Source organism: Collinsella sp. CLA-JM-H32 (assembly GCF_040098165.1).
Classification (GTDB): Bacteria; Actinomycetota; Coriobacteriia; order Coriobacteriales; family Coriobacteriaceae; genus Collinsella.
The window spans coordinates 76,498-97,160 of the sequence record NZ_JBBNMZ010000002.1 but is presented as its reverse complement, the minus strand read 5'-3'; the positions used below and the strand labels follow the sequence as shown (position 1 = coordinate 97,160).

Annotated in this window: 13 protein-coding genes; all 13 read left to right on the top strand. The window is 59.5% G+C overall.

Annotated features, from left to right (window positions below):
* Positions 1–160: 160 nt before the first annotated feature.
* The 13 genes from AAA021_RS01545 to AAA021_RS01485 all read left to right on the top strand — a co-directional run bounded on the left by AAA021_RS01545 (position 161) and on the right by AAA021_RS01485 (position 20,619).
* Complete coding sequence (locus AAA021_RS01545) at positions 161–1,198, top strand: hypothetical protein (RefSeq protein WP_349087665.1); 1,038 nt, start codon at positions 161–163, stop codon at positions 1,196–1,198.
* Between the two features lie 233 nt (positions 1,199–1,431).
* The gene (gene moaA / locus AAA021_RS01540; protein ID WP_349087664.1) at positions 1,432–2,487 is read left to right on the top strand and encodes a GTP 3',8-cyclase MoaA; all 1,056 of its coding nucleotides are present in this window, start codon (positions 1,432–1,434) and stop codon (positions 2,485–2,487) included.
* A gap of 4 nt (positions 2,488–2,491) precedes the next feature.
* The gene (gene mobB / locus AAA021_RS01535) at positions 2,492–3,796 is read left to right on the top strand and encodes a molybdopterin-guanine dinucleotide biosynthesis protein B (protein ID WP_349087663.1); all 1,305 of its coding nucleotides are present in this window, start codon (positions 2,492–2,494) and stop codon (positions 3,794–3,796) included.
* A gap of 265 nt (positions 3,797–4,061) precedes the next feature.
* Complete coding sequence (locus AAA021_RS01530) at positions 4,062–5,342, top strand: MFS transporter (protein WP_349087661.1); 1,281 nt, start codon at positions 4,062–4,064, stop codon at positions 5,340–5,342.
* Between the two features lie 198 nt (positions 5,343–5,540).
* Positions 5,541–6,362 carry an HAD family hydrolase gene (locus tag AAA021_RS01525; RefSeq protein WP_349087660.1) on the top strand — a complete coding sequence of 274 codons (822 nt, stop codon included), beginning with the start codon at positions 5,541–5,543 and terminating at the stop codon, positions 6,360–6,362.
* A 573-nt stretch (positions 6,363–6,935) separates the two neighbouring features.
* Entirely contained in the window at positions 6,936–10,439 is a 3,504-nt protein-coding gene (locus tag AAA021_RS01520) for an FctA domain-containing protein (RefSeq protein ID WP_349087659.1), read from the top strand.
* The gene (locus AAA021_RS01515; protein WP_349087657.1) at positions 10,432–12,102 is read left to right on the top strand and encodes a SpaA isopeptide-forming pilin-related protein; all 1,671 of its coding nucleotides are present in this window, start codon (positions 10,432–10,434) and stop codon (positions 12,100–12,102) included. Before AAA021_RS01520 ends, AAA021_RS01515 begins: the two co-directional genes overlap by 8 nt.
* Before the next feature lie 114 nt (positions 12,103–12,216).
* A complete protein-coding gene (locus AAA021_RS01510) occupies positions 12,217–13,935 on the top strand; it encodes an isopeptide-forming domain-containing fimbrial protein (protein WP_349087656.1) in 1,719 nt (572 codons plus the stop codon).
* Positions 13,936–14,978: 1,043 nt separating this feature from the next.
* Positions 14,979–15,896, top strand: coding sequence for a class C sortase (locus AAA021_RS01505; RefSeq protein WP_349087655.1), 918 nt, complete (start codon positions 14,979–14,981; stop codon positions 15,894–15,896).
* A gap of 325 nt (positions 15,897–16,221) precedes the next feature.
* Entirely contained in the window at positions 16,222–16,533 is a 312-nt protein-coding gene (gene gatC / locus AAA021_RS01500; protein WP_055287082.1) for an Asp-tRNA(Asn)/Glu-tRNA(Gln) amidotransferase subunit GatC, read from the top strand.
* Complete coding sequence (gene gatA, locus AAA021_RS01495) at positions 16,533–18,047, top strand: Asp-tRNA(Asn)/Glu-tRNA(Gln) amidotransferase subunit GatA (RefSeq protein ID WP_349087653.1); 1,515 nt, start codon at positions 16,533–16,535, stop codon at positions 18,045–18,047. The genes gatC and gatA overlap by 1 nt, the downstream gene beginning before the upstream one ends.
* Positions 18,047–19,723 carry an Asp-tRNA(Asn)/Glu-tRNA(Gln) amidotransferase subunit GatB gene (gene gatB / locus AAA021_RS01490; RefSeq protein ID WP_349087652.1) on the top strand — a complete coding sequence of 559 codons (1,677 nt, stop codon included), beginning with the start codon at positions 18,047–18,049 and terminating at the stop codon, positions 19,721–19,723. Before gatA ends, gatB begins: the two co-directional genes overlap by 1 nt.
* A 650-nt stretch (positions 19,724–20,373) precedes the next feature.
* On the top strand, positions 20,374–20,619 hold the full coding sequence (locus AAA021_RS01485) for a DUF6110 family protein (RefSeq protein ID WP_055250999.1): 246 nt from the start codon (positions 20,374–20,376) through the stop codon (positions 20,617–20,619).
* Positions 20,620–20,663 lie beyond the last annotated feature (44 nt).

Here is a 20,663-nt window from a genome sequence, read left to right as displayed (position 1 = left end):
TCACAACATTCGACGTTTTTTGCCAAAAACGGGAAAAGCATCGAATGTTGTGATGGTTTTTCTGCCACTCGACCGGGTGGAATCGCTTTCTTGCGCACGAAGGTGTGCGAACCCGTGAGCAGGGGAATAAGGTTGGTTATCCGACTCCATTGGAGGGCTCATGGACCTGCCGATCGTCCTGTCCCATAAGACTGCCTGGCTGTACCACAACGTGGCGCGCCCGTCCGAGCCGCTCTCGCGAGCAAGCAGCCTATACGATGAGGACTCGCTTGCTAACGAGGCGGAGCCGACCGCGAGCCTGCCCAAACTGGGACTCGATGCCAAGGGGCTGAGGGCTTCAACGGCAGTTGGGATCGTTACCGACTATCTGGTTTCGCTCGGTATTCCACGAGAAGAGCTCGATCATATCGATACGCTCGTCAACTTCGATTTTGAGCGCTCGACGCCGGCTGGATTTAGGTGCCACGTGTTTGGAGCGCCGGTACCTCCAGGCCATCTTATCGAGGTGGCGGAGGGCCTTCTAGTGGTTGATGAGGCCATGTGCTTTGTCCAAGCGGGTTCGTGGATGAGTGAGCCCGAGCAGCTGGAATATGGCTACGAAATCTGCGCTCGATACCATTTGAATCATCTGTCGACAGGCGATTATATCGAGATGGGGCAGAGGTATACCGTTGCCGACTTGATTGCTTATTGCAATGAGAACCGATCTCGTCAGGGGGCCATACGCGCGGCCGCCGTGCTCAAGCGCGTGCACGATGGCGCGCGATCGCCCATGGAGACGGCCACTGCAATCATGGTCGTAGCAAAACGTTCTCAGGGAGGGCTGGGATACGCCAAGGTTGAGCTCAACCATCGGGTGGATGTTCCCAACGAGTTCAAGTATCTCGCAAAGGCCGGGTATTTCGAGATCGACGTATATGCGCCTGCAAGCGGTACGGGGATTGAATACAACGGCTCGGACCATCTTGATAAACAGCGCAGCGCGTCGGATGCGGAGCGTATGACCGTGCTGAGTGCGCTGGGCTTTAGGATGATCGTCCTCACCGGGACTCAGTTTGCCCATCAGCTGCAATTGCATCGGGCGATGAACGCCATCGCACTCGCAATTGGTCTCAAGTGCGACCGAAGCGAAGCGTTCCAGAAACGTCAGAACGACCTGCGAGAATTCGTGATTCGACACTGGGACGGCGGCCTTTAGGGGCGCTTTGGTCCTTCTACGGGGTACCGTGGGCAGGCAAACCATCACAGCATTCGACGTTTTTTGCCAAAAACGGGAAAAGCATCGATTGTTGTGATGGTCTGTGCTGAGGATGGGCTTGGGAAGTCCGTTTTGCTCGAAGCGACCTGTCCTGTCGTACGGGTGTCGGCATGATTCTCTCGTGGAGTATTATGTTTTCCGAAGAATAAAACGCCGCGTGAGGGGAGGGCTGCGTGGACGGGCACGTGCAACATGACGGCTTTGGCCGCGATATCAACTACCTGCGCATTGCCGTTACCGACAAGTGCAATTTCCGCTGCATCTATTGCATGCCGGCCGATGGCGTGGCGCCCCGCGCGCATGACGAGCTGCTCAGCGCCGAGGAAATCGCCCGCTTTGTGCGCTTGGTAGCGGGGGAGGGCATTCGCCGCGTACGCCTGACGGGCGGCGAGCCGCTGGTCAGCCGCCGTATCATCCCGCTTATTCGCGACATCCGCGCGATTCCGCAGATCGAGGACATCTCGCTCACCACCAACGGCGCCCTGCTGCCCAAGCTGGCGCCGCAGCTCAAGGACGCGGGGCTTAACCGCGTCAACATCTCGCTCGATACGCTCGACCCTACGCTCTTTGGAAAGATCACGCGCTTGGGTCGGCTCGAGCAGACCATGGCTGGCATCGACGCGGCACTGGCTTGGGGCTTTGAGCCCGTTAAGGTCAACTGCGTTGTGGTGCGTCGGCTCAACCAGGATGTGGCGGCCCTTGCGCGGCTCACGCTTGACCGCCCCATCCACCTGCGCTTTATCGAATATATGCCCATCGGCGACGAGCACACGAGCTCGCATTGCGCTGTGGACCCGCATGCGCCCGCGCTCAATCCCGAACTGTGGGACGCGAGCGATACCGTGCCGAGCGACGAGCTGCGGGCGCGCATCAATGCCGGGGCCGCGGCGGCGGGTCTGGGCGAGCTCGAGCCGCTCGGCATCAACGACGCTCCTGCCGGCGCGGGCCCTGCGCGCTATTGGCACTTTCCGGGCGCGGCGGGAACGGTTGGCTTTATTAGCGCCATGTCCAACCATTTTTGTGCGAATTGCAATCGTCTGCGCCTGACGGCCGATGGCAACGTGCGTCCGTGCCTGTTCAGCGATGCCGAGTATTCGGTGCGTGAGGCGCTGCGCCGTGGTGATGATATGCAGGTACTTTCGATTTGGCGCGATGCCGTGGCCCACAAACCGCAGGAACACGCGATAATTGAGGGCACGCAACGATTTATGTCCCAAATCGGAGGATGATCATATGGCCAAGAGCAGGTACGCCGACGCCACCAAGGCCGCTCGCAGGGCCGCGATGTCTGCTCACAAAGTCACGGCTGCGGCGAATGCTGGCAACGCCGACGCGCCCGCGCAGCCGACTGCCAGCGCTGCCATCGAGCCCGCCCGCGACGCCCGTCGCGACGAGCTGACGCACGTGGACGCCAAGGGCGAGGTACGCATGGTCGACGTGTCCGACAAGGCCGAGACCCATCGCATCGCCATCGCCGAGGGCACCATCCTCATGCATCCTGAGACGCAGGCCATGGTGCTGCAGGACCGCGCCAAAAAGGGCGATGTGCTCGCCTGCGCGCGCGTGGCGGGCATCATGGCCATTAAACGCACGAGCGACATCATCCCCATGTGCCATCCGCTGCTCATTACCAAGAGCAAGTGCGACATTGCGCCCATCGCTTCGGCGGGGACGCCGGCCGAGGACGTGCCCGAGGGCTGGGCGCCGGCGCGCGCGGACGGGCAGGTTGGCTTTCACGTACTGGTTACGGCCGGCGTGACGGGCAAGACGGGTATCGAGATGGAGGCCCTGACCGGCGCGAGTGCCGCGTGTCTGACCATCTATGACATGTGCAAGGCGGTCGATCGCGGCATGGAGATCGTCGACGTGCGCCTGCTGCACAAGGAGGGCGGCCGCTCGGGCATATGGGATCGTGCCGAACGCCAGGCCGCTGCTGTTGAGGCTGTGGCCGCTGACGGTGCCGCGCCCGCGAGCGCACCCGTCGCCGTCGCGCCCGCAGCTCCGGCACCGGCCGTCCCCGCGATCGCGTTTATCGGCTACCAAAACTCGGGCAAGACCACACTTGTCGAGAAGGTTATCGCCGAGCTCACCCGCCGCGGCCTGCGCGTGGGTTCGCTCAAGCATCATGGGCATCACGGCTTTGATATCGATGTACCCGCTAAGGATACCTGGCGCCATCACCAGGCCGGATCCAAGCACGTGGGCCTCATCTGCGCCACGCGCTGGGCGGAGTACGCCGACACGCGCGAGGAGGACGAGATGCCCGCGCGCGAGCTGCTGTCGCGCTACAACGATGTCGACGTGGTGATCATCGAGGGCTACAAGACCGAGGGCTTCGACAACATCGTGGTCGCGCGCTCCGGTGTCGACCGTCTGCGCGGCAAGAGCTCGCTCGACCTGGTCGACGGTCACACGCTGGCCCTTGCCTGCAACGAAGCCCTGGCACGCCAGGCCTTCGACGCCGGCTTTGCGACCCGAGCCATCAACATCAACGACGCCCGAGCCATCTGCGATCTCATCCAAGATTATCTGGCCTAAAACCTGCCAAAAAAGACAGGTTAATTTGGCAGGTTTTATCTGGGCAAACGTCATTTCCACCACAAAGGGGCCAGGCACCTTTGTGGTGGTTTTTGTTTAAGTAGATGTGTGGGACATGCCTTACAATCTACCAAGTAGTTCATGACGGGCGAAAAACGGAGAGAAGGGGCTCTTGATGCGTCCTTAATGTTTCATGCGGATAGATTGATTTGACAGACGGTGGCGAATGCCCGCCGTCCGTATTCGTATGAAACAAGGAGTCTCCATGCTCGCCTCTCTTTTCTCAAAGCCTCAACCATCGCTGTCCGTGCAGGCCAAGCGCCTGGTGGCGATGCGCTTTCTCATCTACACCGGTTTTCAGACCAGCTACTTTATCGGCGTTATCGGAACGCTCACCTATGCAGACGATGCCTCGGTCGTTGCGACGTCGCTGGCCGTCCTCTTTATGAACGTCTTCGTAATCTTGGGGTCCTTTGCGGGTGGCGCTGCGCTCGACGCCTGGGGCCCGCACCGTCATTTCTTGCTGAGCATCGTGGGCACGCTGGCAACCGGCGCGGCGATCCTCGTTTTTGGTAGCGCGACCGGCATCGTCCTGCTCGGCGCGGTGCTCCTGGGCTTTGTGATGGGGTTCGCCCAGCCCATCGCCACATCCTATCCGGCCTACCTTACCGACGATCCTGTCGAGCTCAAAGACATCAACTCCGCCATCGCCATGTTTTCAAACGTGAGCATCATCGTTGGTCCCACGCTGGGTGGCTTTGTCGCGGCGGCTGCGTCGTCGCGCGCGGTGTTCGTGCTCATGATGCTCTTTACAGTGCTGGCACTCGTTGCCGGTTGGGGCTTTAGGCCGCAGACCAGCCATGTCGCCGGGGATGCGGATGCCGATTCGGCAGAGGAAGGGGAGTGTGCGGGACAAAGCCCCGACCCCAACACATCTTCCCGCGCCACCTTCGCGACCAGCATCAAGACGGTCTTTACCAATAGCGTTCTCGCCCTGCTGTTCTGCATTATTTTCCTTTCGAACTTTGGCTACGGTGCCTTCGACCCGCTGGAGTCGTTCTTCTACCGTGATGTCCTGCACGTCGGTGTCGAATGGATGGGCTGGCTCTCGTCGGCCAGCGGTGTGGGCGCGGTGCTGGGCGCCGTCCTCGCGCTCCGCTTGCCGCCGCACCTGGTCAACCTTAAAACCCTGCTCGTGGCGCTCATGTCCGTGGGCCTGGGAAGTTTGCTCTATGTGGGGACACCGTACGTGGGTGTAGCCCTCGTCGGCCAGATTGCACTGGGCATAGCTTGGGGCATCGTCAACCCGCTCCACAACACGATCGTGCAAACGACGGCCCCGCTCGAGCAGCTCGGTCGCGTGAACTCGGTCATGGGCTTTGGCAATATGTTCGCCGGCGTGGCCCCGCTGGCTATTGCCCCGTGGCTGGCGGCGACGTTTGGTGTGCAGCAGACGCTCATCGGAGCGGGCATGGTCGTGACGGCGGTTCCCGCGGCGCTGCTGTTGTTTGGCCGCCGGCACTTGAATCGTGCTGCAAAGCAGTAAAAACCATCACAACATTCGATGAAAATCGCGATTTTGCCGAAAAGCGTCGAATGTTGTGATGGTTTCGCCGCGGGTCCGGCCACCACAGGGGGGCAGGCACCTTTGTGGCGATTGGGTCCCAACGGCCTGCGCCTTGGTATACCATGTACGCCGTTCGCGAATACACCCCACACCGCCGCACAACCCAGAAAGGCCCCCATGGACACCACCTTCAGCCACATCAAAGCCGTGTTCTGCGATATCGACGGCACGCTGCTCACGAGCCAGCACACGGTGTCCCCGCGCACCGTGGCGGCGATCCGCGCACTGCGCGAGCGCGGCGTGCTCTTTGGTCTGTGCACCGGGCGCGACGCCCATGCGACCGAGGCCATGTACGAGCTCTGGGGCATCGAAGGCCTGGTGGACGTGCTCGTGGGCTGCGGTGGCGCCGAGGTCATCGACCGCGCGTACGACATCAACGAGCTGAGCTATCCGTTGCCGGGCGAGACCATCGCGCGCATCTGCGAGCACATGGCGGACCTTCCGGCAACGCCCGTCTGCCCCCGAGACGGCGTGTTCTACGTGCCCGAGAGCAACGCGTGCGTCGAGCACCTGTCGCGCGTCGACGGCGTGCCCTACCAGGTGGTCGATTTTGCCGAGTTCTTGCGCGAGCCGCAGCCCAAGGTGATGTTTACCATGGCGCCCGAGGTGATGCCGCGGGTGATTGAGCGGGCGTCGACGTTTGCCGATGACACTGTTAAGGCGGCGGCTCTGCAAACCACGCAGCGGCTCTACGAGTTCATGGATCCGCGCGTGTCCAAGACGCGCGGCCTTGTGCGCGTGGCGGAGCTCAACGAAATGGAGCTCCAGGACGTCTGCGTGTTTGGCGATGCGGACAACGACACCTGCATGGTGGCTGACGCCGGCGTGGGCGTGGCCATGGCAAACGGCAGCGATGCCACCCGTGCCGCCGCCGACTTTGTGACCGCGAGCAACGACGAGGACGGCATCGCGATCTTTATCGAGGAGCATCTGCTGTAGCGCCGGAGGAGAACCACCGCAAAGGGGGCAGGCATCTTTGTGGTGGCTTCAGGCGATTTGGGCGAATTGATACCGAAAATCTGTGTGAAAATTCAGATATGGTTGTCTGAACATTACATTTCTAACCACCGATGAGTTAAAGATATTCCCATCAATTTGGTAGTCTATTCCTCCCGGTTAATGACCTACCGCTCACGGTCGATTTTCGACCGTTCACAGGATGCTTGCTCTTGAGCAAAATGTTGTGCAAATAAATTAAATGCTATTAAAAAACTGATAACTAACTTAATTACCAGTAGAAACAGATATTTCAGAGCGAATAAACGAAGGCAAATCTGAGTAAATGTCAAGAGAATTGAGAACTGGCTACAAAAATGTCGGTTTTGTTGCTCGGATGTTTAAACAATAGTTACAATAGTATTACTACGCGAGCGCAATTACAGATTGCGCAGATACGTTTGATAGTGAAAGAGCAAGATCGCGGTCTCTTGGGGAGGAGACATCGATGAAAGCGAATTCGGACAAATCTAAGCAGAGTAAAAAAGCGACGCGTCGTGTACTGGCAGGCGTTTTGTGCGGAGCCTCCGTTTTGAGCCTGGTACTGTCGCTCGTCATGCCTCCGATCTCGCAGGCCATTGCCAACGATGCCCAGACAGTTTCTACCGAGGAAACTGTGATGGGGGGGGGTCCTCAAGTGAGTCTACTGGTGTAGACAACACTACCAACGGGGATACCGAAAACCAGAATAGTGACGCTATTGAGGGTGGCGAAGCCGATCCTTCAAATGGTGTTGAGCAGGTTCAGCCTGAAGGTAAGCTGCAGGCCGAAGATGGCGAGTTGTCGGATGGCAATACCGTAATGCTGGCTGCGGAAGGCGGGCAGACTAAAACGGAATCCACTGAAATACGAACAGCTGACGACTTGAAAAAACTGGCGAATGCAAGCGGTGTTGCAAGCTTCAAGCTTATGAATGATGTCGAGACCAGCGAGACGATCACGCTCAACAACGGCAGCAATATCACGCTGTATTTAAACGACTGCAAAATTAAGCATACAAGTCCGAGCCAGCCCCTATTCAACATAACCGGCGGCGCAACGCTGACCGTCAAGGATAAAGAACCAACGGATGATCAACCTATTGGAAGCCCTCAAACGGATCAACCTATTGGAAGCCCTCAAACGCTGAGTGACCAGGGTCAGAATCTGACTGCCGCTAATTACGGCAAGAAAGCCGAGCCGGTGGGTTACGATTCCAATGGCATTCCGGCTAACCTTATCTACTACGTAACCGAATCGGTCGCAAACGGAACCCGTACAACCGAGACTCTTAAGGCGTATAAGGCTAATATCCAGGGTGCCATCGTGGCGTGCGGCGGCGATAATGCTTATGGTTTGAAGCTTGTCAACCTTTTCGACGGTGGTCACTTCAACCTCGAGAGTGGCACACTTACGCAGAAGCAGGGCGATCACGTCGGTAATCTGATCTATGCCGAGAACGGTTCAACTGTCACCATGAACGGCGGCTACATTTGCGGCGCCGATACGGGAGACTCGGGTGCTGGCGCCGGCATCAAGGTGTCAAATTATAAAGGCAAACGGTCAACTTTTAAAATGACCAACGGTGTAATCGCCGGCAATACTGCTTCTAGCGGTGCTGGCGTTTTTGCAGAGGACTACGTTAATGCCTCCGAGGCGAATAAAGATAACGAATTTACTAGGGGTCATCCTACAGTCGAGATGACTGGTGGCATAATTACCGGCAACTACACACGCGATTCTGTCGACGGCCTTGGCGGTGGCATCTTAGCTTCGGGCGGTAGTGTGACCGTTTCTGGTGGCTATATCACTAACAACAAATACGCTAAGTATTGCCGCAACGATGGCTGGGGTTGTCATGGCGGCGCTGGGCTTGCTGCCAATAACGGCGCCAATGTCACTATTTCTGGTGGCCAGATTACCGGCAACTACTCCGAGGAAGCCGGCGGCGGTGTTTATGTCACGGATGTCAACCGTAATACTCAACCCCGTACGGGTATGGCGTGGCTGAAAATCACGGGAGGAATTATTGCCTCTAACGTGAGCTACCGATCTGAAGGTGCCGGCATTCGAGTGGGCCAGATGGTTGACGCGATGATTAACGGCACTGGAGGCAATAAAGTCTATATCACTAACAATCACTGCATGTCTCGCTTTGACTGGGGCGGTGGCGGCATCTTTGTTCAGGGAAACTCGGATGAGGGTAAGGAAAAGACCGCTGGTAGATTATTTGTATACAACTCGTACATTAGCAGCAATACCGCTGGCGGCTATGGCGGCGGTGTAGCAGTCTGCCCCACGGGCAAGACGTTGGTAACGAACACTGAGGGCACGGCAATCTTTGGCAATTTGTCTGCTCGCGATGAGCACAGTGCCAATGGTTACGATAAGACAAATGGCACTGGTAATGATGGTACGCCCCATCTTTCAGCTGGTGGTGCTGATGGTACTAATAAGACTGAAGATCAAGAGGCATACAACTCGAAGGATTTTCGCACGTACGGTCATGCCGATTTCTTCCTCGCAGCGACAGGTCACACAACGCCGGTCGCAGTGGTAAGCGGCAAGATGCTTGGCGATATAGACGCCAAGTATTCGGGAAGTATTGAGCTAAAGGGTCCCATTACCATCCCCGCCAACGGTGTTGCTCAGGTAAAAAATAGCATCGGTCTGACTTCGGGTGTTAGCGCCACGGATAAAGCGGTGATTGAGACATTACAGAATAATAAAGTGACAACTTTCATCACGGACAACTACTCCTGGAACCATGGTGGCGGCATCATGTCGAATGGCGACTTGTACCTAGGCGAGCCTGCGGATACGTACGTCTACCCGAGCCTTAAGTTGAAGGCAACCAAGGAGTTGGACGGCCGCGGCCTCAAAGATAAGGAGTTCACCTTTACGGTTTATCGCAAGGACTCCGGTACTGCGAAGGCGCCTTCTTGGAAGAATGATAAATTCGACAAAGGTGACTGCGAGCCTGTCGAATCTGTCCCGAATAGCGCTGACGGCAACATCGCCTTTGACCTTAGCGAAGACGTTCGCAAGCAGCTTCTTAATAACGAAAACGTTCGCAAGCAGTTCTTAGCGAATGGTGCTGCCGAAATTACATACTACTTGGTCGAAGATGCGGGCAAACTTCCTGGTGTCATATACGATCGTGCTGTATATGAGATTAAGGTGACAGTCAAATACACGTCGACTGTACTTATGTCTGTTCCGATACAGGGAAAGACGGATGAGTTTAAAAATCTTAATGTCTATAGCTACACGATTGATCGTGTGGACGTGACTAAGAATCCTGGGGGTTCAGCTAGCTCGCCGAGGACTGCGTCAGTAGATGCTAATGGGTATTATTCGATCGTCGACTCCAGCAGCGCAACCTCCACCAACAAGGCAACCTTCACCAACAAGTACGACCCTGAGGTTTCTTGGACTCCTGAGGCGACTAAGGTCGTTGAGGGTGGCGAGATGAAGGAGTTTACACTTCAGCTTGCGAAAGACAGCAAATTTGACAACATCATCGGTACTGCCGTGACCTCTGCTGGTGAAGATACGGAGCAGACGCTTTCGTTCAAGGACACCACTGATAACAATAAAAAGGTTGAGCTCAAGTACTCGCTTTCTGATATCAGGAATAATCCCGACGACCCGGGTGGTTCTTTCAAGACCTTTACGTACTATGTGCGCGAGGAAACCGACGGTTCGCAGTTCTCGCACTACACGTACGACCAGTCGGTCTATGAGTTCACGGTTGAGCCAACGTATGACGCCAAAAAAGGAGAGATCAAATGTAGGGTTACCTACAGGAAGGGAACCGTTGACCCCGGCGGTACGTGGACAGACACCGATAATAAGGACCACGAGTTTCCCGACACTACCCCCACCTTCACCAACACCTACTCCACCTCTTTACCCCTTTCTGGTATGTCGGGCGTCACTCTGACGTACCTTGCCGGCGCGGCGGTGCTTTGCGCTGCTGCGGCCTGGATGCACATTCGTCGTAAGGCGAATGCGAAGGGAGGTAAGCGTCGTGAATAAGAAAGTTTGCTCCTTCCCGATCTTGTTTGCGCTGCTTGCCCTCCTGATCGGCACCTGCGCGGTTGTGTTCCCCGCTTCCGCGCAGGCCGCGCCGACCTCGACCGGTTCCATCACGGTGAGCGGCACCGTGGCGCGCAGCTACGATGCCTACCAGATCTTTAGCGCCAACGTCGTCGACGGCGACAGCGACGCCAAGATCGCTACCGACCTCGCCTGGGCAAGCGACGCCGTGCGCGACGCCGCGCTGCCCGTGCTGCACAGCGCTGGCATGCCCAAATCCCAGACCACCGCGCAGGAAGCTGCCGAGTGGCTCAACACCGATTCCCACCTTACGAGCGCGCTGAGCGCACAGCTCGCTCGTTCCCTCCAGAGCTCTGATGCCGAGTCCGTGCCCCTTAACGCGGGCACGACGGCCGAGCTGTCCTGTGGCTACTGGCTCATCGTCGCCGACGACGCCGCCATCGCCCAGGGTGAGGCCGGCACCGCGCCGATTATGGCCCTGGTCGGCGGCAGCGCCGTCACCGTCAAGCCCAAGGCGGCGACGCCCAAGGTCGCCAAGCATGTGCTGGAGGACAGCACCGCCGCATGGCAGAAGGCCGCCGACGCCACGGTCGCCGACGACCTGTACTGGCGCCTTTCGGCCACGGTTCCGGCGGGGCTCACGGCCTACGACACCTATACGGTGCGGTTCGTCGACACCATGAGCGCGGGGCTCGACCCCTCCAAGGTCGCCGCGAGCATGCGCGTGTACGTGGCGGCGGGCGCGGACGGCGGCTTCGACGCCGTCCAGACCAGCAAGGACGGCCGCGCCGGCACCGAGCCCGCGAAGGGTTGGACCGACATCACGGCCCAGTGCGCCACCAAGGTAGCGGCCGACGGCAAGAGCTTCACCGTGCGCACCGGCGACCTGATCGCCGCGCTCGGCGGGGCCGACGCCTTCACCGCGGGCGCCCGCGTGGTCGCCGTGTACAACGCGCCGCTCAACAGCGCATGCAGCCACGGCATCGCTAAGGGCAACCCCAACGAGGTCTACCTGCGCTACCCGCGCTCTCCCTTTGCCGACCAGTCCGGCGATGCCGGCTTTACCCGCACGCCGAGCGACGATGCGTGCGCCTACACCTGGGATCTCGCGCTCACCAAGCGCGGCAGCGACGGTGACAAGCCGCTGCCCGGGGCGGTCCTGAGCATCGCCGACGACCGCGGTCGCACGCTGGCGGCCGACGGCACGTGGGATGCAGAGGGCAAGGCCACCGTCACCACGGGCGAGGACGGCCGCGTGACCGTCTCGGGCGTGGACTCGGGCAAGCTGGAGGTCCGCGAGCTCAAGGCGCCCAAGGGCTACACCGCCTTTGAGGGCACGCGCTCCGTGACGGTCAAGGCTGAGGGCCTGGACGTCGACCAGGTGGCCGCCGCCAAGCCCAAACTCACTATCACGGCCGAGTCGCCCCTGCGCGCCGACAGCGCGGACGGGTCGACGGGCAGCCTGGAGGCGTCGCTCATCAACACGCCCACCGGCACACCCCCTAGCATTACCACCGGAGGCTTTATGCCCTCGACTGGCGATATGGCAATGTACGCCGCGGCCGCCGCAGCGGTCGCCGGAGCCGCGCTCATCGTGGTCGCGCTCCTGGTCAAGCGGGGAGGTGGCAGCCATAAAGAGTAGCTGGCAGCCCCACAGAGAGCGGGGCGAGACGTAGCGAAGTAGATGCTAAGACACAGACAGATGATGACCGATCGAATGAGAACTAAACGGAAAACGGAGGAAAAGAAGATGAGCATGAACAAGAACATCGCACGCCTGGCAGTAACCGCCGGCCTCACGGCGGCGTTGAGCTTCGGCGGAGTCATGGCCCCGGTGACCATGGCGTTTGCTGCGGGTGCGCCGACGGTAGCCACGGAGAAGGGTAAGGTGGCTATCACCGACGAAGCATACACCGACACGACATTCAAGGGCATTCAGATCTTCACCGCGAAGGTCACGCAGGATCAGAAGGGCGATGGGAGCTGGGATGTCTCGGCCGCTAAGACTCTTTCCGATATTAAGTGGGCTTCGGATGATGTGAAAACCCTCGTTACGACTGCGCTCAAAGACGTTCCTGGAGTACCTAACGTAAATGAAGACGCCCAGACGTGGGCGGAGTTCATCAGCACGACTCAGGGCTCTAATTATGGAGAGACTACGGCGGTTGATAATGGCACGGTTCTGGACTTGATTGCCGAGGCCTTGGAGGGGGACAAGACGCTTACTTGGACACAGCCAAGCAATTCCAGCAAGGGTAACTTTGAGAGTCTGGACCAAGGCTACTGGCTTTTCGTGACCGATGCGCCCAGTAAGACCGGCAATACTGACGTGTACACTTCGCCGATTTTCACCATTGTCGGTGGCTCTGACGTTAAGGTAGCCCCCAAGAAGAGCGTCCCCACGGTCGTGAAGAAGATCAAAAACGATGGCGGCAGTGATTGGGCCGACAAGGCCGACTCGCAGATGGGCCAGAAAGTTGAATATAAGCTGACTGGCACCGTTGCCAGCAATATCGCAACGTTCGATACTTACCATTATGAGTTCAGCGATAAGCTTTCTGACGGTCTGACGGCAGATGATAGCAGCGTCATCGTTAAAATCGGTGAAAAGATCCTTTCACCCAACACGACTCCTGGCGCCAAGACCGGTTACGATGTTTCGATTGATAAGGCAACTAACACGTTGACCGTAAAGTTTGCCGACCTCAAGACTGCTGCGAAACAAGCTAACGCGGCGCTCGACGGTAGCTCCAATGTCGTCGTCACTTACACCGCTATGCTTGATCCCATGAAGGCTACGAACGTTACTGTCGGCGACACGGGTAACGACAACGCTGTAAAACTCATTTATTCCAACAATCCCATGGGCGAAGGAACGGGTGAGTCTGTGCCCGATACCGTCCGCGACTACACCTACGCGCTCAAACTCGTCAAGGTTGACTCTGTGGAGACGGCCAAGAAGCTTGAGGGCGTAAGGTTCACCATTCAAGCCACGACTCCTGACGACGCGTCCTCCAATGGCAAGTTTGTCCAAGAGAAAGGCAATCTCGGCGCTGATGCTTATGAGTTCACGACTAATAAAAATGGCGAGATCAGCGTAGCGGGTCTCGATGCCGGCACCTACACGGTGCACGAGGTCGAGGGCAGTAACCCCGGCTACAACACGCTGAAAGACTTTGACTTCACCATTGAAGCCAATGGCCTTAAAAAGCTCGAGGGCGAGAGGCTCGATGATAACACCGACCCGAATACGCTGAAGGTAACCGCGAGGAGCAATAATCCCACCATGGTTACCCCGTCAGCCGACGGCGGCACCATCACCCTTACCGTCAAGAACGAGAAGGGCTCTGGCCTCCCGCTGACCGGTCTCAACGGCGTGACCTTCACTTGGATCGCTGGTGGCGCGGTGCTGTGCATCGGCGTGGCGCACCTCATCCGCAGCCGTAAGCAGGCCGAGGAGTCCGAGCAGGAGTAACGCTCGCTCACCCATCCCTTTGGCAGGTGGGATGTGATGGCCATGAGACTTGCGGACACTTTTCTCGTCCATCCACGTTCTTGCTTTGCCATTTTCTTTTCGGGGCAGACTCCGCACTGGAGTCTGCCCCGTTTTTTGGGATAACGCAGCCAGCCTCCATCGTCCGATGCGGGCCCGTTCGTCATCGCGTTTCTTGACTCGTATGAAGTTCGGTTTAAGGTCCGTAGGCGCACGCGCGGTGCGGACGGTGGACGGCATTTGCGTCGAAAGCGCAAATAAGAATGCCCGGGGGTCGGATCCCGGGCATTTAACAAAAGCTGAAAACTAGGCCGCCCGCGCTCTCGTACACTTACGCGGGGTACGTCGTTTTCTATTGACATTGTATCCCGAATCGCCCCGCCGATTCGGGACATTTTGAAAACGCAAACACGTCGGGCAAACGCGGACAATGCGGCCAAGCTCCTCTGGGCGGGGAACCGTGTTTGTAACTATCGAACAAATGTTTGTCAAAATCGCGTTTACCAGGCGTGGGTGCATACACTCGCAGTAAAATACCCTTGCGACGCATTCCGTGCGCGGGCGGCCGACGACTCGATCGGAGGTCCCCAAATGCTGAAATTCCTTAACGTGCTCGCCGCCCTCGCGGCGGTGGGCACGTTCGTCATCGCGTTTTTTGACTCGTATGAGGTTCGGTTTAAGGTCCGTAGGCGCACGCGCGGTGCGGACGGTAGAAGGCATTTGCGCCGCAACAAGCGCAAATAAGAATGCCCGGGGTTCGGAGCCCGGGCATTTAACAACGTCGGAAACTGGTCGCCCGCGCTCCTAAGTACTTACGCGGGGTGCGTCGTTTCCTGTAGTTATTGTATCCCGAATCGCCCCGCCGATTCGGGACATTTTGAAAACTCAAATGCGGGCCCATACTCGCACTGCGCAATGCTGCCAAGCTGCGTTGTCCGGCGCGGAAGCACGCTAATCGGCTATTATTTGTTTAGACAACTTGAGTTGTAGAGGAGTGACCGGCGATGGTGCAGGGCGCCAAACATATGAAGAGCAATAACGCCGCGGACAACGGTGGCTCAAACCCCCAGCCCAAACCTCAACCAAAACCCAAGCGCCGCCGCAAGCGACTGCCGCGCTGGGCCGACCGGCTCATCACCATCGTCATCATCCTTATTGGCGTGGGCCTTATGACCTGGCCGTGGATCTTGGACCGGCTCGAGGCCTCGGGCGTGTTCAACCAGATCAGCACCGTGTCCAGCACCGTGGACGCGCTGTCTGCCGAGGAGCGCGAGCGCATCCTGCTCCAGGCGCGCTCCTTTAACGAGCAGCTGGCTGGCAAGGCCACCGAGCTTCCCGCCGACCAGATTGAGCCCTACACCCAGCAGCTCATCTTTGACCGCGACCCCATGATGAGCTGGGTCGAGATCCCCTCCATCGACGTGAGCATGCCCATCTACCACGGCACGAGCGAGGAAATCCTTATGGCGGGCGTCGGCCACCTGGAGGGCACGAGCCTGCCGGTGGGCGGCACCTCGACGCATTGCGTGCTCACCGCGCACTCGGGCATGCGCAACCTGAGCATGTTCGACGACATCCATTCGCTGAAGCCCGGCGACCTGGTGCTGCTGCACACCATGAACAAGACGCTCGCCTACAAGATGGTGGACTCCGAGGTGGTGCTGCCCGAGGAGATGGAGTCGCTGACCATCGAGCCCGGCGCCGACAAGGTGACGCTCGTTACCTGCACGCCCTACGGCGTGAACGACCATCGCCTGCTGGTGCACTGCGTGCGCACCAAGTACAGCAAGAAGGACGTCGACAAGCAAAAGTCGCTGGCCGGCCGCCACTGGGGCAAGCGCGAGTTTGCCGTGCTCATCGTGGTCGTAGCCATTGTGCTGTTGCTGCTGGACATCGTGATCCACGCGGCCCGCAAGCGCCGCAAGGCCAAGGCCTCGGCATAGGACATTCTCCAGAACCACCACAATGGGGACAGGCACCTTTGTGGTGGCCGGGACTTCCAAACCATCACAACATTCGATGAAAATCGCGATTTTGGCGAAAAACGTCGAATGTTGTGATGGTCTTCGTTGCGGTCGGGACGGCTTTCGCTGTGGACGGGACGGTTTTCGCTATGGGCGGTGCGGTTTCGCTGCAGAACCGCCAGCCCGACGCCTGCCAGCCCGCCGCCCTCGTTACGTTTTCGCTGCATTTGGGTAAAGCACCTGCTCCAAGCGGCGTTGCCTTGTATACTAGAGCGGTTTAACTGTTATGCGGAAGGGAGCGCCTATGGCACTCAGCGAGAAAGACGTGCGCGGCATTGCCGAGTACGCAAAGATCGCACTGACCGATGACGAGCTCACCCAGATGACGTCCTACCTGAACGACGCCGTCCAGATGCTCGAGCCCGTCTTGCAATATGACTTGCCCGACGTGGAGCCCACGTTCCATCCCATCGGAAGCCTGTCCAACGTGATGGGCGATGACCTGCGCGAGCCCGAGCGCGACCTGCCGCTCGACGTTGCGCTCGAAAACGCCGGCAGCGCGCGCGACCGCTACTTCCGCGTGCCGTCCATTTTGGGAGAGGGGGAGAGCGAGTAATGGCGCTAAGCTTCGATTCCCTTACCGCCGCCCAGATCGCCGCAGGCGTTGCCGCCGGCGACTATACCGCCACCGAGGTGGCCCAGGCCTCCCTTGCCGCCATCGAGGCGCGCGAGGGCGGGGTCCAGGCATTCCTGCAGGTGGCGCCCGAGCTTGCACTCGAGGCCGCTGCGCGCGTGGATGCCGACCGTGCCGCAGGCAAGCCGCTGCCCCCGCTCGCGGGCGTGCCGCTGGCCATCAAGGACAACATGAACCTCGTGGGCACGCGCACCACCTGCGCTTCCCGCATGCTCGAGAACTACCAGAGCGTTTACACCGCTACCTGCGTCCAGCGCATGCTCGATGCCGGCTGCCTGCCCATGGGCAAGGCCAACATGGACGAGTTTGCCTTTGGTAGCTCCACCGAGAGCTCGGCGTTCCACCGCACCAACAACCCCTGGGATACCGAGCGCGTGCCCGGCGGCTCCTCGGGCGGCTCCGCTGCAGCCGTCGCCGCGGGCGAGGTCGCGCTCTCGCTGGGCTCGGACACCGGCGGCTCCATTCGCCAGCCGGCGTCGCTGTGCGGCGTGGTGGGCTTTAAGCCCACGTACGGCGCCGTGAGCCGTTACGGCGTGGTGGCCTTTGGCTCGTCGCTCGACCAGGTGGGCCCCTTCGGCCACACGGTCGAGGATGTCGCGCTGGCCATGAACGCGCTTACCGGCGCGGGCCACGATCCGTACGACTGCACCAGCCAGGATTGCGCCGTCGACTTTACCGAGCATCTCAACGACAGCATCGAGGGTAAGCGCGTGGGCATCATCCCTGCGTTTATGGAGGCCGAGGGCCTGACGCCCGAGGTCAAGGCCGCTGTTCAGCGCGCCGCCCAGGAGCTGCAGAACCAGGGTGCCGAGCTGGTCGAGGTCGACCTGCCGCACTTGGACGCCGCCATCGCCGCCTACTACGTCATCGGCCCGGCCGAGGCGTTCTCCAACCTGGCACGTTTTGACGGCATTCGCTACGGCTATCAGGAGGAGGGCTGCGCCAACCTGTCCGACCAGAGCTCGCTTTCGCGCACCCATGGCTTTGGCGCCGAGGCCAAGCGCCGTCAGATGCTCGGCGCCTACCTGCTGAGCTCGGGCGTGTACGACAAGTACTACTACGCTGCGCAAAAGGCCCGCACGCTCATCACGCAGGACTACGACGCCGCGTATGCCAAGGTGGATACCATCCTCATGCCCGCCTCGCCGCGCGCGGCCTTTAAGTTTGGCGAGATCAGCGACCCCACGCAGATGTACCTCTCCGACCTGTACACCATCTCGCTCAACATTTGCGGCAACGGTGGTATCTCGGTGCCGCTGGGCCTGGGCGAGGATACTCAGCTGCCCGTTTCTGCCCAGCTGGTGGGTCCGGCCTTTAAGGACCGTCAGCTGCTCACGTTTGCCCGCGCCCTGGAGCGCGGCTTTGCCGATGCCGCCACGGGCGCGCCCGCGCTTTCCGTCGCGCCCGATTTTGCCGGGAAGGGAGGCGAGCTGTAATGAAGGAGCTTTCCGAGGTCCTGCAGGATTGGGAGGCCGTGATCGGCCTGGAGATCCATACCGAGCTCACCGCACTCGATACCAAGATGTTCTGCAACTGCAGGCTCAGCCACGATGACGAGCCCAACGCCAACGTGTGCCCGGTGTGCCTGGGCCTGCCCGGTGCGCTGCCGGTGCCCAACAAGCGCGCCATCGAGAGCATCGTCAAGGCCGGTCTTGCCACCAACTGCGAGATCCAGCGCCACTCGATGTTCTACCGCAAGCACTACTTCTATCCCGATATGGCCAAGAACTTCCAGACTACGCAGGGTCCGATCGCTTTTGCCATGTACGGTCACCTGGATCTGGACGTGACCGGTCGCGGTGCCGCCGAGCGCCCCGACTGCGCGTTTGGCGAGGCCGAGGCCCAGAGCCTGGCGAGCGCCTCGGCCAACGCCGAGGGCCTGTCCACGTCCATGACGTCGACCATGCGCGAAGGCAACCAGCGCGCCGGCCATCTGGCCAGCTATGATGCGTCCAACCTGCAGATGCCCGAGCGTCGCGAGGACGGTTCCTACACGGTGCCCATCCGCATCCTGCGCATCCACATGGAGGAGGACGCCGCCAAGATGGTGCACGTGGGCGGTGCCGAGGGTCGCATTACCGCTGCGGCCGAGTCGCTCGTCGACTACAACCGCTGCGGCACGCCTTTGATTGAGCTCGTCACCGAGCCCGACTTGCGTACGCCCGAGGAGGCTCGCCTGTTTATGGAGAAGCTCCGTCGCATCTTTGTGACGCTGGGCATTTCCGACTGCTCCATGGAGAAGGGTTCCATGCGCTGCGACGGCAACGTGTCGCTGCGCCGCCGCGGCGAGACCAAACTGGGCACCAAGACCGAGCTCAAGAACCTCAACTCGTTTAAGAGCCTGCATGACGGCCTTGCCTACGAGATCTGCCGCCAGGCCGAGGTGCTCGAGGAGGGCGGCATCATCTATCAGGAGACCCGCCACTGGGAGCCCAGCCGCAAGCGCACCGTGGTCATGCGTGTGAAGGAGACGGCCGACGACTATCGCCTGTTCCCCGATCCCGACCTGGCGCCGTTCGATCTGGACGACGAGTTCATCGACCGCTGCCGAGGCGAGATTCCCGAGCTGCCCGACGCCAAGCGTGCCCGTTTTGAGGCCGACTTTGGAATTAAGGCGGCTGACGCCGAGCAAATCGCCGGCGACCCCGAGTTTGCCGACTTCTTTGAGGCCGCTGCTGCCGGTATGGCCGGCAAGGAGGCCCAGACGGTCGCAAACCTGCTGGTCAACGAGATGATCGCCTACCTTAAGGGTGCAGGCGTTTCACTAGCCGAGTCCGGCATTGCGCCGGCTCAGGTGGCAGCCCTTGCCAAGCTGCTGGCGACCGATGCCATCAGCTCCAACCAGGCGCACGAGGTCTTTGAGGCCATGGCCCAGACCGGCGACGACCCCAACAAGATTGTCGACGAGCGCGGTATGCGTCAGGTGAGCGATGCCGGCGCACTGCAGCCGATCGTGGACGAGGTGCTGGCGAACTGTGCCGATCAGGCGCAGCAGTATCGTGACGGTAACCAAAAGGTCATCGGCTTTTTGGTGGGCCAGTGCATGAAGGCGAGTCGCGGCAAGGGCAACCCGAAGCTCTTCAACGAGTTGCTGAGAACGTCGCTCTCGTAAGCGGGAACCCGGGAGCCCCGGCAGGGCGGGTACTTGCTCAAAATTTCGAACAGTCCTGCGCAAGACGAAGGCCACATTAAGTGGCCTTCTTTGCGTGCGGAACTCATTTTGAGCAAGTACCCGCCCTGCCGGGGCTCCCGGGTTCTGCAACGACTCGACCGTTCGGGTCAGGCGGGCTGAATGGAATTTGGTGAATGAGGGCGCCGTTGGCGCCCTCATTCTTTATGGATGTTGAAAACGAAGGTGAATACTTTTCCGCGAAGTGAACGACCTATTTTGGACCCCTGAAACATCAACACTTTTCTGGCTCGGTTTCCTGCGGTTTTGTCGAGTTTTTCCTGCGGTTTTGCTGCGAAAAAATGCGGATGCTTCGGAGGTCCAATTTTGCTCGTTCACTTCACGGAAAAGTATTAGACCTCGATTCGTTGGGCCGGGGGAGAGCCTTTCTTGGATGCCGGAGATGTACATCGCGGCGGGCGGATCGCCAGAAGCCGGCTGCTCCGCATCTTAAGATTTCCAAAAAGTTAACCTTTGTTGACCTCAATAGTTAGATAAACTAAACTATTTTCCAAAAGTGTGCTCGAGCAAACTTGTTTACTCGGGTGCTGAGGCACCGTGCCGCGTCCAATGCGGCAAAAGGGAGAGACATCATGAAGAAGTCGACGTTCAATACCCTGCTTGTCGGTGGCGGTTTTCTGCTTGGCACGGCCGGCATCAAGCTGCTTACCAGCGCTCCGGTCAAGAATGCCTGCGTGCAGGGTATCGCGTGCGGCATGCGCATCAAGAACGGCTACCAGGACATGGTCGAGCAGGCCAAGGCTAATGTCGACGACATGGTTGCCGAGGCGGCCTACATCACCCAGAGCGAGGCCGCTGCTGACGAGGCAGCAGAGTAACGCTCCCAGGCACAAACTATGAGATTCTCGATTATTAGCGAGAT

Bases quoted from the DNA above. Each gene is read 5' to 3' on its own strand.
- mobB (WP_349087663.1), top strand. From the start codon at position 2,492: ATGGCCAAGAGCAGGTACGCCGACGCCACCAAGGCCGCTCGCAGGGCC.
- AAA021_RS01485 (WP_055250999.1), top strand. From the start codon at position 20,374: ATGAAGAAGTCGACGTTCAATACCCTGCTTGTCGGTGGCGGTTTTCTG.
- AAA021_RS01530 (WP_349087661.1), top strand. From the start codon at position 4,062: ATGCTCGCCTCTCTTTTCTCAAAGCCTCAACCATCGCTGTCCGTGCAG.
- gatA (WP_349087653.1), top strand. From the start codon at position 16,533: ATGGCGCTAAGCTTCGATTCCCTTACCGCCGCCCAGATCGCCGCAGGC.
- AAA021_RS01510 (WP_349087656.1), top strand. From the start codon at position 12,217: ATGAACAAGAACATCGCACGCCTGGCAGTAACCGCCGGCCTCACGGCG.
- gatC (WP_055287082.1), top strand. From the start codon at position 16,222: ATGGCACTCAGCGAGAAAGACGTGCGCGGCATTGCCGAGTACGCAAAG.
- AAA021_RS01505 (WP_349087655.1), top strand. From the start codon at position 14,979: ATGAAGAGCAATAACGCCGCGGACAACGGTGGCTCAAACCCCCAGCCC.
- AAA021_RS01545 (WP_349087665.1), top strand. From the start codon at position 161: ATGGACCTGCCGATCGTCCTGTCCCATAAGACTGCCTGGCTGTACCAC.
- gatB (WP_349087652.1), top strand. From the start codon at position 18,047: ATGAAGGAGCTTTCCGAGGTCCTGCAGGATTGGGAGGCCGTGATCGGC.
- AAA021_RS01525 (WP_349087660.1), top strand. From the start codon at position 5,541: ATGGACACCACCTTCAGCCACATCAAAGCCGTGTTCTGCGATATCGAC.